The sequence below is a fragment of the Sphingobium sp. WR1 genome, assembly GCF_059693745.1.
In genome coordinates, this window is sequence record NZ_JCATID010000002.1 from 145,049 (window position 1) to 158,690 (window position 13,642).

11 protein-coding genes are annotated in these 13,642 nt (G+C 66.8%); all 11 read right to left on the reverse strand.

Going from position 1 to position 13,642, the window contains the following annotated elements:
- Nucleotides 1-109: 109 nt before the first annotated feature.
- Nucleotides 110-2,032, reverse strand: a complete 1,923-nt coding sequence (locus tag AC58EF_RS03145; RefSeq protein WP_497274426.1) for a tetratricopeptide repeat protein — start codon at nt 2,030-2,032, stop codon at nt 110-112.
- Between the two features lie 125 nt (nt 2,033-2,157).
- Nucleotides 2,158-3,615 carry a cell division protein FtsZ gene (gene ftsZ / locus AC58EF_RS03150; protein WP_497274428.1) on the reverse strand — a complete coding sequence of 486 codons (1,458 nt, stop codon included), beginning with the start codon at nt 3,613-3,615 and terminating at the stop codon, nt 2,158-2,160.
- 108 nt (nt 3,616-3,723) lie between these two features.
- Nucleotides 3,724-5,007 (reverse strand): cell division protein FtsA, encoded by a 1,284-nt coding sequence (gene ftsA, locus AC58EF_RS03155; RefSeq protein WP_497274429.1) that lies wholly within the window; start codon nt 5,005-5,007, stop codon nt 3,724-3,726.
- 6 nt (nt 5,008-5,013) lie between these two features.
- Nucleotides 5,014-5,970 (reverse strand): cell division protein FtsQ/DivIB, encoded by a 957-nt coding sequence (locus tag AC58EF_RS03160; protein WP_497274430.1) that lies wholly within the window; start codon nt 5,968-5,970, stop codon nt 5,014-5,016.
- Complete coding sequence (locus AC58EF_RS03165; RefSeq protein ID WP_497274431.1) at nt 5,963-6,910, reverse strand: D-alanine--D-alanine ligase; 948 nt, start codon at nt 6,908-6,910, stop codon at nt 5,963-5,965. Before AC58EF_RS03165 ends, AC58EF_RS03160 begins: the two co-directional genes overlap by 8 nt.
- Before the next feature lie 166 nt (nt 6,911-7,076).
- Nucleotides 7,077-8,018, reverse strand: a complete 942-nt coding sequence (gene murB, locus AC58EF_RS03170; RefSeq protein WP_497274432.1) for a UDP-N-acetylmuramate dehydrogenase — start codon at nt 8,016-8,018, stop codon at nt 7,077-7,079.
- Nucleotides 8,000-8,197, reverse strand: coding sequence for a hypothetical protein (locus AC58EF_RS03175; RefSeq protein ID WP_497274434.1), 198 nt, complete (start codon nt 8,195-8,197; stop codon nt 8,000-8,002). Before AC58EF_RS03175 ends, murB begins: the two co-directional genes overlap by 19 nt.
- Nucleotides 8,197-9,624: a UDP-N-acetylmuramate--L-alanine ligase gene (gene murC / locus AC58EF_RS03180; protein ID WP_497274436.1), complete on the reverse strand. Its 1,428-nt coding sequence runs from the start codon at nt 9,622-9,624 to the stop codon at nt 8,197-8,199. Before murC ends, AC58EF_RS03175 begins: the two co-directional genes overlap by 1 nt.
- A 151-nt stretch (nt 9,625-9,775) precedes the next feature.
- Nucleotides 9,776-10,957, reverse strand: coding sequence for an undecaprenyldiphospho-muramoylpentapeptide beta-N-acetylglucosaminyltransferase (murG, locus tag AC58EF_RS03185; protein WP_497274438.1), 1,182 nt, complete (start codon nt 10,955-10,957; stop codon nt 9,776-9,778).
- Entirely contained in the window at nt 10,954-12,156 is a 1,203-nt protein-coding gene (locus AC58EF_RS03190) for an FtsW/RodA/SpoVE family cell cycle protein (protein WP_497274439.1), read from the reverse strand. The genes murG and AC58EF_RS03190 overlap by 4 nt, the downstream gene beginning before the upstream one ends.
- A 40-nt stretch (nt 12,157-12,196) precedes the next feature.
- A complete protein-coding gene (gene murD / locus AC58EF_RS03195) occupies nt 12,197-13,642 on the reverse strand; it encodes a UDP-N-acetylmuramoyl-L-alanine--D-glutamate ligase (protein WP_497274441.1) in 1,446 nt (481 codons plus the stop codon).

The following is a 13,642-nucleotide window of genomic DNA, read 5'->3' on the forward strand; positions in this document are numbered from 1 at the left end:
GCTGGGTATAGCATCAAGGTCGCGCAGGCCCACCCCCTAACCCCCTCCCGCAAGCGGGAGGGGGAACAAGGTCCGCTCCCAATCGCGCCTGTCTACCGGAGGCAACCGATCATTCTCCCGCCAATTTCTCCACTTCTTCCCCCGCCTCGCTTTTCCACGCGAACACGTCGGCGCCGTCCTTCTTCAGATCGGCTTCCAGTTCCCTGGCGCGGGTGAAGCTGGCGAAGGGACCGACCAGCAGGCGGTTGGTGCGACCCCAACTGGCGCTCCAGCCATCCTGCTTCGCCAGGATCGCATATTTCTTGCGCAAACCCCGCATGGTGAAGCCCAGCGCCGGCTTGCTCTGGCCGACACCGACCTGAAGCCAGTTGCGCGCGGGATTGGCGGCGAGGCGCTTCTTTTCCTCCGCCTCGGCCTTCGCCTTGGCATCGGCTTCCGCCTTGGCCTTGGCGGCGGCTTCCTTCTTCGCCTTGTCGGCTGCGGCCTTCGCCGCCGCCTGGCGCTCGGCGCGGCGCTGGGCCTGGAGCGCGGCCACTTCGTTCAGGTCGACAGCGGCGACCGTCGCCCGGCGCTCGCTCTCGGGCACGTCGATCGCGTGGATGATATCGGCCAGCGTGCGGGTCGCCTCTGGATTGGGTGAAGGCGGGACCGGGGCTATGGGCTGGACGGGCTGAGCCGCCGGCGGCGGTGTGGGCAGAGAAGCGGCAGGCTGAGAGACGGGCGGCGGCGCGGTCGATACCGATGCTTGCGGCGGTGGCGATGGCGGCGGGGCCGGCGTTCCGGCCTGCGCCAGCGCGATCGCGTTGAGCTGCGACCCGGCGCCGGAGGGCTGAGCCGCGGGGCGTGGGGCGCTATCGATCGATTCGAAGCCGGGCGCGGGCGGACCCTGCACGGCGGCGGACGGCGCGGCGGGCTGGCGCACCGGCGGCAAAGCGGGTGCGGTGGCGGGCGCGGCGCTGGAGGGCGCGGGCTGGACCGGACGCGCTGCGGGCAGCGGCGTCGGCTGGGTCGCCTGCGCCTGCGCGACCTGCGGCTGGCGGGTCGCGGGGGGTGGCAAGCGCTGGACAGAGGGCGCCGTGCGCGTGGCGGAGAGCCCCTCGGCGCGGGCGATGCGCGCCGCCTCGCGCTGCTGGCGACGCTGTTCGGTGCGCGTGAGCGGCCGGGCCTGGGCCGGCGGCGAAGCGGGCGCGGCGGCGACGACAGCGGGCGTCCTCGGCGCGGCCGTCACGCCCGGCGCAGGCGGCGTCGGCGTGATCGCGGCGATGCGCGTGCCGATTTGCGCCGGAAACTGCCCGAAATGCACGGCCGCCGCCTTTTGCGGCGCGGTCAGATAAGGCATTTTCTGCATGTAGGGCGTGATCGCGGCGGCGAGCTGCGCGGGCATGGTTTGCTCCGCCACCTTCTTCGCGTCGGCCTGCCGGTTGTTCATCGCATAGATGAATGCGCGATAGCGCCACGCCGCCCGGTCGCTCTTGTAGAGCAGCGGCTCCAGCGCCTTGTCGGCCGCCTGGACCTGACCCGATATGCCGAGCGAGGCGGCATAGCGGCGGATCAGTTCGGCATCGCCGGGCGTGCGGGCGAGCGCGGCCTGATAATCGCGCTGCGCCCCGGCCTGGTCGCCGGTCATGTCGCGCGCCAGCCCACGATCGGACAGGATGGTCGTGTCGGGATAACCCAGGCGCGACGCCTGATCGAACAGGCGGACCGCCTCAACCGGATTCTGCAATTTCAGCATGACCCGCGCCAGCCCCGCCTTGATCCGGCCATTGCCGCTGTCGATCGCATCGGCGCGCGCGAAGAAACCGGCGGCGCCATGGGGATCGTCCAGCGCCAGCGCCGCCTCCCCTGCCCCGATCAGCGCGGCGACGTCCCGCGGATTGGCCGCAAGCCGGGAAAGATTGCTGTTGAGATCGGCGGCGCCCAGCGGGCGCATCATCTGGGCCTGATCGGTCTGGGCCAGAGCGGCGCCGGGGAGAAGCACGCCCCCGATGGCGACGGTGGGAGCGAGAATCCAGGAAAGAGATTTTATCACATGCCCGCCTTAGCCCATCCGGCGTGAATGGCAAATTGACGCAGCAAAAAAGCGCGCCGGACCGCTCCGGGCGGTCGATGGCGCGCTTTGCCAAGGAGGGCGCGGCGGAACCGCGCCGCTGGCCTTTACTGGTTGCTCTGGCGGTTGAGGAATCGCGGGATATCGACGCCCGGCGCGCCCTCTTCCGAGGTCGGCGCCTTTTCGCCGCCGCGGGTCAGGCCCGCCATGCGCTCGAACAGCGTGCCGCCGGTAGCGACGCGCGGCGTGGGCTGGGCGGGAGCGGCCGGCGCAGGCGGCTGCTCGGCATTGTCGGCACCAAGGACCAGTTCGTCCTGGTCCGGGCCATCATCCGAGAAGACGGCGGACGGCTTGGTCGGCGCGAAGGCGGCCGGGGCAGCCGCCTTCTGAACCGGGGCAGGAGCCGGCGCTTCGGGCACGTCCAGTTCCAGCGTTTCCGGCTCCGGGGCGGGGGCAGGAGCCGGCATCGGTTGCGGCGCGGGCGCGGCGGCCACCGGCCTGGGCTGGGGCGCTGGCTGGGCCGGGGCCTGCGGCACGGCCACGGTCGGGCGGCTGGCGAAGCTGAAGGGCTGGGTTAGCGGCGCAGCCTGGGCACCGACGTCGCTGTCGATGCCGGTGGCGACCACCGACACGCGGATCTTGCCGTTGAGGCCGTCGTTGAAGGCGGAACCCCAGATGATGTTCGCGTCCGGGTCCACCAGTTCGCGGATATGGTTGGCGGCTTCGTCCACTTCCATCAGACGCATATCGTCGCCGCCGACGATCGAAACGATGACACCCTTCGCCCCGCGCATCGACACGCCGTCGAGCAGCGGGTTGGCGATCGCCTTTTCAGCGGCTTGGAGCGCACGGCCGTCGCCTTCGGCTTCGCCGGTGCCCATCATCGCCTTGCCCATTTCGCCCATCACCGAGCGGACGTCGGCGAAGTCGAGGTTGATGAGGCCCGGCATGATCATGAGGTCGGTGATCGAGCGCACGCCCTGCTGCAGCACCTCGTCCGCCATCTGGAACGCTTCCTTGAAGGTGGTGTTCGGGTTGGCGATCAGGAACAGATTCTGGTTCGGGATGACGATCAGTGTATCGACATGCTTCTGAAGCTCCTCGATGCCGCTTTCCGCCGACTTCATGCGGCGATTGCCCTCGAAGGTGAAGGGCTTGGTGACGACGCCGACGGTCAGGATGCCACGATCGCGCGCGGCCTTGGCGATGACGGGGGCCGCGCCGGTGCCGGTGCCGCCGCCCATGCCGGCGGTGATGAAGCACATATGCGCGCCGTCGAGCGCCTGCTCGACCGAAGCGATGGTTTCTTCCGCCGCCGCCTTGCCGATTTCGGGACGCGATCCGGCGCCCAGGCCTTCAGTGATCTGCGGACCAAGCTGGATGCGGCGTTCGGCCGGCGAGCTGTTCAGCGCCTGCGCGTCCGTATTGGCCACGATGAAGTCCACGCCCTCGACCGAGGCGGCGATCATGTTCGCGATGGCATTGCCGCCCGCGCCGCCGACGCCGATTACCGCGATGCGCGGCTTCAGTTCGTCCACATGAGGCGGGCTGATTTCAATGCTCATAATTACTGCTCCCTCAGCTTCCTCGTCAGGAAGCGACACCGTCATCATTTGTTAACACCAGAAAATAGAGGATTTCACCAGCTATTTTCGTCTTTGTCTTCATTCATCTCAATAGTTGGTCCGCATGGCGCGCATCATGCGTTGCCACCACAAGGGTGCGCCCAGACGATGCACGGTCTGCGGCGCAGGCGCCATCGTGCGGAGATCAACCGGGTTGGAAGCGCCGTAAAGCGCGAGTCCCGCCAATGTCGCGAAAGCCGGCCCACTATGCGCTTCAGGCATGGCGGACAAGCCCCTTGGCCGCCCGATCCGCACGGCCCGTCCCAAAGCGCCCTGCGCATAATCAGCGACGCCCTTCATTTCCGCGCCGCCGCCGGTCAGCACAACCTGACGCCCGGTGCTGTTGAAACCCATGCCGGCCAGCGCCGCATTCACTTCGGTCATGATCTGGTTCAGCCGTTCGCAGATGACGCCGACCAAAGCGGCGCGGGTGATCTTGCCCCCTTCCGCGTTCGGTCCGGCCGCCTGCCCCGGCACCGCCACTTCGCCATGGGGCGGTGCGATCTCGATCATCTCCCGGAAATCGCGGGGATTTTGCATCGCCGATCCATAGAAGCATTTGATCCGTTCCGCCTGGCTGCGGCGGATGCCGAAGGCCGAGGCGATGTCGTCGGTAATGTCCGATGCGCCGATGGGTATGGAATGGAGGCCCACCAGCATACCGCCGGCATAGAGCGAAACGTTGGTGACGCCCGCGCCCATCTCCACCAGCGCCACGCCAAGGTCGCGCTCCTCCTCCGACAGGCAGGCGAGGCCGGTCGCGATCGGCGAGGCGACGATCGAATTGACGTTGAGATACGCCCCGCGCACGCAGAGGTCGAGATTGGCGAGGGGCGCGCCATCCGCCAGCACGACATGGATGTCGACGCCCAGCAGGTCGGCGTGCATCCCCAGCGGCTTCTTCACAGGCACCTTGCCGTTGATGGTGAAGCAGGTCGGCTGGGCATGGAGGACGATGCGGCCGTCGGGATCGATGCCCTGCTGGCCGGTGGTGAGCAGATCGTCGATATCGGGCTGTTCCACGCGATAGCCGCCCATGTCGCGCTCGACCGTGACGACGTCGCTGACCAGCGATCCGCCGGAGAAGCTGACCCAGACATCCTCGATATTGGTGCCGGCGACACGCTCGGCCTGTTCCACCGTCTCGCGCACCGCGAGTTCGGTCCGCTCCATATCAGCGATGAAGCCGCGGCGCACGCCACGGCTCTCGCGCTGCCCCGTCCCCAGGATGGCGAGTTCGCCAGTGTCGGTGCGGCCTGCGATCAGCGCCGACACTTTCCAGGAGCCAATGTCGATCGCGGTGATCAGCTTTTCGACCTTGGGCTGCGCCATCTCGTCTTAGCCTTCCTCGCCTTTACCCGGCGCATTGGCGGTTTCCGCCGCGGCGTCGGTGGGCTTTTCCTCGACCCGGCCCTGCGGCAGGCGCAGGACGAAACGGTCGGGATCACGCATGTCGAACTTGACGATGCCCCGGCCGAGCAGCCGGTTGACCCCATCCATCCGCGCGAAATTCACCAGCGCCGAGGCTGAGTCCCTGTCGCCCTCCGGCAGGGAGAGCGTCTCACCCGATTGAAAGCGCAGATCCCAGCGACGGTTCCCGACCCAGGTCGCGCCCGCCAGCATGGGCTTCAGCGCCGGGGCATTCTCCATCAGCTTGTTGAGGCCCGCGGTCTGGAGGTTCGCATTGGGGCCGACGACCAGCGGCAGGTCGGGCATCGCATTGCTGGCCACCGACTGAAGCACCACGCCCTGCACGTCGATCAGGTTCAGTTGTCCTTCATGCTGCCACACCGCTACCGGATCACGCTCGACGATATCGACGACCAAAGTATCGGGCAGGCGGCGGGAGACGCGCGCATCCTTGACCCAGCCAAGCTTCAGCATCTCGTCACGGACCTTGGGCAGGTCGAGCGAGAGCATGGACCGGTCCACCTGGCCCAGCGCGATATTGTAGACGGGCAGTTCGTCCATCCGCTCGACGCCGCGCACCTCGACCTTCTCCACTTCGAAACCCGCGCGGGCGGCGAAGTCCGCCGCCTGCTGCCGGGCCATGGCGGGCAATCCCAGGAAGATGGCGATGGCGATGACGAGGCCGCCGAAAATGCCGACGATCGCCCAGCTGGCCATGCGCTGGAGCGTGGCTTCGCTGACGGGCAGATATTGGATGAGCTGATCGACCCAGCTGCGGCGCTTGAGCGCGCGGCCGCGACCGCCCCCGGACCTGCCCCCGCTCGCCCTGCCCTTCGCGCTGCTCAGCCGCGCTGTGCCGCCACGCCTGATCCGTGCCTCAGCCATGTTTCGCCCCTTTGGCGCGGTTCAGCGCCTCCTCGACAATAGTCTCCACCAGCGTCGCATAGTCAATGCCCAGCTTCGCCGCCTGCTCCGGGACAAGGCTGAGCGGCGTCATGCCCGGCTGGGTGTTGACCTCCAGCAGGTAAAGCCCCTCGACCCCCTGATCGTCGTCCCAGCGGAAATCGGCGCGCGACGCGCCCTTGCAGCCCAAGAGCTGGTGGGCGCGGAGCGCGATCGCCTTGCAGGCTTCGGTGATCTCCGGCGGAATGTCGGCGGGGCAGACATGCTCCGTCATGCCGTCCGTATATTTGGCGTCGAAATCGTAGAAGCCGCTCTTGGGGCGCAGTTCAGTGACGAGCAACGCCTCGTCGCCCAGCACCGCGGTCGTCAGTTCGCGGCCGCGAATATAGGGTTCGGCGAGCAGTTCAGGGAAATCCTGCCATGGGCCGGCGCTGTCGCGGGCGATGGGATTGCCATAATTGCCCTCCGCCGTGACGATGGCGACGCCGACCGAGCTGCCCTCATTGACGGGCTTCAGCACATAGGGACGCTGCATCGGGTCGGCGGTGAAGAGGCTTTCGCTCTCCACGATATGGCCGCCGGGCATGGGGATGCCGTGCGGCACCAGCGCCTGCTTGGTCAGTTGCTTGTCGATCGCGATGACCGATGTGGCGAGGCCGCTATGGGTGTAGGTGAGGCCCATCAGGTCCATCATGCCCTGCACCGTGCCATCCTCGCCCGGAACGCCGTGCAGCGCGTTAAAGATGACGTCCGCCCTCGTCTCGGCCAGGCGCGCGGCGACATTGCGGTCCATGTCGATCCGCGTTACCTTGTGCCCGCGCGATTCCAGCGCCCTGGCGACGCCCTCCCCGCTCGACAGCGACACCGGCCGCTCCGCCGACCAGCCGCCCATCAGGACGGCGACATGCCAGGGACCACGCATTACAATCCTCCCCTGCAAGGGGAGGTGGCAGGCCGCAGGCCTGACGGAGGGGTGTCCCCCTCACGATAGGGCGACACCCCTCCACCATTTGCTGCGCAAATGGTCCCCTTCGGCAGAGTCACGTGCCTCTGCCGAACCTTGCAGGGGAGGATTTGGTTCGTGCCGATCACTTCGTAACTCCCGTAAAATCATCGCCGGCAAACACCCCAACACGCTGGATTTCCCATTCCAGTTCGACGCCGCTCTTTGCCTTCACGCGGCGGCGGACTTCCTCGCCCAGCGCCTCGATGTCGGCGCTGGTGGCGTCGCCGGTGTTGAGCAGGAAATTGGTGTGCTTCTCGCTCACCTGCGCGCCGCCCAGTTGGAGGCCGCGACAGCCCGCTTCATCGACCAAGGCCCATGCCTTGTGGCCGTCCGGGTTCTTGAAGGTGGAGCCGCCGGTCTTGCTGCGCAGGGGCTGGCTTTCCTCGCGCGCGGCGGCGATGCGATCCATTTCGGCCTGGATCGCGGCCGGTTCGCCCGGATGGCCCCGGAAGGTCGCGCTGACCACCACCGCGCCATCGGGCAGGGTCGAGTGACGATAGGTGTAGCCAAGATCGGCGTTGGAGAGCGTCACCCGCTCGCCCGATCGCAGCACGACATCGCATTCGACCAATATGTCGCATGTCTCGCGGCCATAGGCGCCACCGTTCATGCGCACGAAGCCGCCAACCGTGCCGGGGATGGAACGGAGAAATTCGAGGCCCGCAATCCCGGCGTCGCGCGCGGTCGAGGAAACGAGAATGCCCGACGCGCCGCCGCCGCAGACGAGCGTGGTGGCGTCCAGCCGCTCGACCTTCGCAAAGGGCTTGCCCAGCCGCACGACCACGCCCGGCACGCCGCCGTCGCGCACGATGAGGTTGGAGCCAAGGCCCAGCGCCATCACCGGCACCGACGGATCGGACATGCGGAGGAAATCGGACAGGTCCTCCGCATCCTTCGGCTCGAACAGCCATTGCGCCGCGCCGCCCGCCTTGAACCAGACGAGCGGGGCCAGCGGCGCATCGGCCTTGAGCGTGCCGCGAACGGCCGGAAGGGCAGTCGTCTCGATCAAGCGCGCACGCCCCACAGGCTCATCCAGTTCTTCATCGCCTTCATGTTCGCCTGCCCCGCATCCTGCATGGCCATGCCGGTTTCGAGCTGGCGCTGCGCCGCCTCCACCATGTCGCGCGCGACCTCCACGCCCTGCATCTGGGCGTCGATCATGCGCTTCTGCATTTCCAGGCCGACGGCGAACAGCTCGAACATCAGGCGGACTCCTTCACCTTGTCGGAAACGGCGGCGGCCAGGCCAGCGGCCCATTTCGTGATGTCGCCCGCGCCCAGGCAGATGACCATGTCGTCGGGCTGGATGTCGGCGGCGATGGCCGACGCCAGTTCATCCGCGTCGGCCACGGTCGAGGCATGGCGATGGCCGCGCCGCTTGAGGCCCGCGACCAAAGCCGCGCTGTCCACGCCCTCGATCGACTGCTCGCCGGCAGTGTAGACCGGGGCGGCATAGACGATGTCGGCGTCGTTGAAGGCCTGCTGAAACTCGTCCATCAGGTCGTGCAGGCGGGTGAAGCGGTGCGGCTGGACCACGGCGACGACCCGGCCTTTCGCCCCTTCGCGTGCGGCGGCGAGCACGGCGCGGATTTCGACAGGGTGGTGGCCATAATCGTCGATGACGGTCGCGGTGCCGCCCGCCACTTCGATCTCGCCGACCTTGGTGAAGCGGCGCTTGACGCCGCCGAACTTGGCGAAGCCGGTCTGGATGGTCGCGTCTTCGATCCCCATCTGGAGCGCCACGCCGATCGCCGCCATGGCGTTCAGCACATTATGGCGGCCGGGCATCGGCATCTCGATCCCCTCGATGCGGCGGATCGACCCGTCGCGCTCGCGGATCTGCACGTCGAAGCGGTTGCCGCCGGGAATGGGCTGGACATTTTCGCCGCGAATGTCGGCCTGCGCCGAAAAGCCATAGGTGACGATGCGGCGGTCCTGCACGCGCGGCAGGATCGCCTGCACCTCGGGATGATCGAGGCAGAGCATCGCCGCGCCGTAGAAGGGCACATTGCCGACGAACTCGACAAAGGCGTCCTTCACCCGGTCAAAGCTGCCATAATGATCCAGATGTTCAGGATCGATATTGGTCACGACCGCGATCGTGCCGTCGAGGCGCAGGAAGCTGCCGTCGCTCTCATCGGCTTCCACGACCATCCAGTCGCTGTTGCCGAGGCGCGCATTCGAGCCATAGCTGTTGATGATGCCGCCATTGATGACGGTCGGGTCCACCCCGCCCGCGTCCAGCAGCGCCGCGACCATGGAGGTGGTCGTGGTCTTGCCATGGGTGCCCGCGACCGCGACGGTCGACTTCAGGCGCATCAGTTCGGCCAGCATTTCGGCGCGGCGGATCACCGGGATGCGAGTTTCCAGCGCCAGCTCGACTTCCGGGTTGCCGCGCTTGATCGCGGTGGAGGTGACGACCACGGCGGCATCGCCCAGATTTTCGGCCTTGTGGCCGATCATCACCTTGATGCCCTTCTTGCGCAGGCCTTCCACGACATAGCCTTCGGCCATATCGCTGCCCTGCACGCTGTAACCCAGATTGTGCATCACTTCGGCGATACCGGACATGCCGATGCCGCCGATGCCGATGAAATGGATCGTGCCGATGTCGGTGCCGACACCCTTCATGCGCGGAATTCCTTATACATAACGCCGTTCGGGCTGAGCTTGTCGAAGCCCTGCCCTTTCTTTTGAGCGATGGACGAAAAGAAGTGCGGCCCTTCGACAGGCTCAGGGCGAACGGAGGTTGAGTGTAGCCCGAACGGGGAGAGCTTTGTGTTCATGCAGGGACACCCTGCAAATTCAGCGTGGTCGGCGTCGGGCCGACCTTGACCGGATCGTTCATGATCGGCGCCTTGCCGATGCTTTCGAGCAGGTCGGCCATGTCGCGCGCGGCGTCGGGGCGGCCGCAGTTGCGGGCACGCTTGGCAGCGTTCTGGAGCGCGCCGGGTTCCAGCGCCATCTTCTGCATCTGCTTGGCGAGTTCCACCGCGGTGAAACGCGCCTGCGGAATGGTGCGCGCGCCGCCTGCCTCGGTCATTTCCTTCGCATTGGCGGTCTGATGGTCGTCCATCGCGCTGGGCAGCGGGATCAGGATCGCCGGGCGCCCCGCGCAGGTCAGCTCCGCCAGCGTCGAAGCGCCCGCACGCGCGATCACCAGATGCGACCAGCCCAGTTTCTCAGGCACGTCGTTGAAATAGGTGGCGAGGTCGGCGGGGATTTCCATCTCCGCATAGGTCTTGCGGACGCGCTCAATATCCTCGGCCCGGCATTGCTGCGTGACTTGCAGGCGGCGACGCAGCGCGACCGGGAGCATCGACAGACCTTCCGGCACGACGCTGGACAGGACGGTCGCGCCCTGACTGCCGCCGATCACCAGCACGCGGAAGACACTTTCGTCGGTCAGCGCGGGAAATTCCTCCTCGCGCAGCGCCTTCACTTCCTCGCGCACCGGGTTGCCGATCAGATGCACCTTGGCGGCATATTTGTCCTTGAGGCGCTCGACATCGGGATAGGCGGTGGCGATGGCGCCGACGCGGCCGGCGAGCAGGCGGTTGACCCGGCCCAGCACCGCATTCTGCTCATGGATGGCGGTCGGGATGCCGTCGGCCAGCGCGCCCAGCAGAGCGGGCATGGCGGGATAGCCGCCAAAGCCGACCACGGCGGTCGGACGGAAGGTTTCGTTGAGGCGGCGGGCCATGGCGCGCCCGGCGAGAATCGCCTTCATCGCGCTTGGCCAGCTTGCCGGATTCCTGGTCATGCGGCCGGCGGGCATGACATGGACCTGCGCCCGATTGCCCTGCACACCGTCGAAGATGCCGGGGATTTTCGCACCCCGCTCATCGGTGACGAGCGCGACATGATGGCCGCGCGCCATCAGCTCCTCGGCCACGGCATGGGCTGGAATCATATGACCCCCCGTCCCGCCGGCGGCGAGGACGAAGTGACGGGAAATGCTCATCGACCACTCCATTTGACGACCGTGTGCCGACCCATGAAGGGATTGCGCCGCGTGAATGCGAGCAGCAGGCCGACGCCGATACAGAGCGCCAGCATAGAGGAGCCACCGTAGCTGATAAAGGGCAGCGTCATGCCCTTCGACGGAAATATCTGCGCATTCACGCCCATGTTGATGATCGCCTGCAACCCGAACTGGGTGGTGAGGCCGGCGGCGGCGAGGATGGTGAAAACATCCTCCTCGTCCAGCAGGCGCAGCAGCACGCGCACGACAATGGCGAGATAGACACAGGCGATGGCGATGCAGGCGAGCAGGCCGAACTCCTCCCCGATCACCGAGAAGATATAGTCGGTATGGGCTTCGGGCAGGCGGAACTTGTTCTGTCCCCCGCCCGGCCCGACCCCGGTAAAGCCGCCATGGGTGATGGTGCGGAAGGCAAGATCGGTCTGGTCCGGGCCAGTGTCCATCTGGACGCCGATGCCCAGGAAGTCGTTGATGCGCTGGCGGCCATTTTCATAGAACATATAGACGCCGACAAGGCCCGCCAGCCCCGCGCCGCCCAGCATTGCGATCCAGCGCATCTCAAGGCCTGACAGCAGCAGCAGGCAGCCCCAACAGGCCAGGAAGATCACCGTCTGGCCGAAGTCGGGCTGGCGCATCAGGATCACCGCGATCAGCAGAGTCATCGCGCCGGTCAACTGCATCACCGGCAGATTCTGATCCTTGGTGCGCAGCGACAGCAGCCAGGCCAGCGTCACCACATAGGCAGGCTTGAGGAATTCCGAGGGCTGGAAACGGAAGCCGGGCAAGTCGATCCAGCGCTTCGCCCCGTTCACGGTCGAGCCGAGCAGCGGCACGAACAGCAGCATCAGGAAGAAGAAGGCACACATGAAGATCGCCAGCCGCCGCGCCTGCGGCCGGGGCAGCATGGAGATGACCAGCATGATCGGCAGGCCGATGAAGACCCACATCAACTGGCGATAGAAATAGATGAGCGGATTGACCGCGACTTGCGCGGTCGATCGGTCGATCGCGGCGACGGGCGACGCGGCGGCGACGGCGACCAGGCCGATCGCCATCAGCGCGACGATCAGCGACAGGAGAACGCGGTCGATTTCCCAGAACCAGATGGCGAGCGCCGTCCGCTCGCGCGGGACGGTGCGGGTGCGGAAACCCTTCACCAGTTCGCCAGCCCTGGACATGCCTGTTCCCTTCTTGCTCATCGCCGCCCCAAAGCCTTCTTCACTCGAGCGCATTCACGGCGGCGGCGAAGGCATCGCCGCGCGCCTCGAAATCGCGGAACTGGTCGAAACTGGCGCAGGCCGGCGACAGCAGCACGACGTCGCCCGGCCGGGCGATGCGCGCCGCGCGACGGACGGCGGCCGATAGCATTTCGCTGTCATCCACCGCCATATGCGGGCGCAGCAGATCGGCGAACATATGCCCCGCTTCACCGATGGTGTAGGCGTGGGCGACATTGGCGAAATGCGGCGCGCATTCGTCCAGATTGTCCGTCTTGGCCAGGCCGCCGACGATCCAGTGGATGCGGGGCCTGCCCTCGATCGCGGGCCATGCGGCAAGCGCCGGCGCGGTCGAGGCGGGATTGGTCGCCTTGCTGTCGTTGACGTAGAGGACGCCTTCATGCTCGCGCACGCGCTGCATCCGGTGCGGCAGGCTGGCATAGCTGGCGAGCGCGTTGGCGATGGTCGCGTCGTCAATCTCCAGCGCCTTGGCGACGGCGATGGCGACGGCGGCATTTTGCGCATTATGTGGCCCCTGGAGCGAGGGCCAGGTGAGTTGTTCGACCGGATCGATATCGGCCGCCTTCACTTCCTCCAGCGTTCCGACGGCGCCTGCGGCAACGCCCCGGCTCGGATCATCCTCGGTCGCAATGACGGCGACATGCTCCGACGACTGCATCGCGAACAGCCGCGCCTTGGACGCGATATAGCCCTCGAAGCCGTTATAGCGGTCGAGATGGTCCGGCGTGATGTTGAGCAGCACTGCGACGTCGCAGTCGAGGCTGTGGGTCAGGTCGATCTGGTAGCTGGACAATTCCAGCACATAGACGCCCACGCCGTGCAGGTTCGGCTCCAGCGGCGGCTGGCCCAGGATCGGCAGGCCGATATTCCCCCCCATGGTCGTGGGATAGCCGGCCTGTTCGATGATGTGATGGATCAGCGCCGTCGTGGTCGACTTGCCGTTGGTGCCGGTGATGCCGACGACCTTGTGCGGCGGCAGCGTCGGGCGGGCGAGCGCGAACAATTCGATGTCGCCGATGATCGGCACGCCCGCCAGCTTCGCGCGCATGGCGATGGGATGCTTGTTGAGCGGCACGCCCGGCGACACGACGATGCCGTCGAAGCCGGCTAGGTCGATCTCCATCGGGTCAGCGATATCCAAAGACCCGTTCGTTTCGAGCCCTTCGACTGCCTGCGAAGGCAGGCGCTCAGGATAAACTTCATCCCTTTGGGATGAAGTCGAGAAACCCCGGCCAGCACTCTCGTCTCTCGACTTCGCTCGAGACGAACGGATGAGGTCGACCGCCGCCTCACGCGCTTCCTCGCGGCTGTCCCAGGCGACGACACGCGCGCCGCTCGCCACCAGCGTATCCACCGTGGTCAAGCCCGACCGCGCCAGACCCAGCACCGCGTAGCTCTTGCCCCTGAAAACCTCCGAAACGATCAT

Bases quoted from the DNA above. Each gene is read 5' to 3' on its own strand.
- ftsZ (WP_497274428.1), bottom strand. From the start codon at position 3,615: ATGAGCATTGAAATCAGCCCGCCTCATGTGGACGAACTGAAGCCGCGC.
- ftsA (WP_497274429.1), bottom strand. From the start codon at position 5,007: ATGGCGCAGCCCAAGGTCGAAAAGCTGATCACCGCGATCGACATTGGC.
- AC58EF_RS03160 (WP_497274430.1), bottom strand. From the start codon at position 5,970: ATGGCTGAGGCACGGATCAGGCGTGGCGGCACAGCGCGGCTGAGCAGC.
- AC58EF_RS03165 (WP_497274431.1), bottom strand. From the start codon at position 6,910: ATGCGTGGTCCCTGGCATGTCGCCGTCCTGATGGGCGGCTGGTCGGCG.
- AC58EF_RS03175 (WP_497274434.1), bottom strand. From the start codon at position 8,197: ATGTTCGAGCTGTTCGCCGTCGGCCTGGAAATGCAGAAGCGCATGATC.
- murC (WP_497274436.1), bottom strand. From the start codon at position 9,624: ATGAAGGGTGTCGGCACCGACATCGGCACGATCCATTTCATCGGCATC.
- murG (WP_497274438.1), bottom strand. From the start codon at position 10,957: ATGAGCATTTCCCGTCACTTCGTCCTCGCCGCCGGCGGGACGGGGGGT.
- AC58EF_RS03190 (WP_497274439.1), bottom strand. From the start codon at position 12,156: ATGTCCAGGGCTGGCGAACTGGTGAAGGGTTTCCGCACCCGCACCGTC.
- murD (WP_497274441.1), bottom strand. From the start codon at position 13,642: ATGATCGTTTCGGAGGTTTTCAGGGGCAAGAGCTACGCGGTGCTGGGT.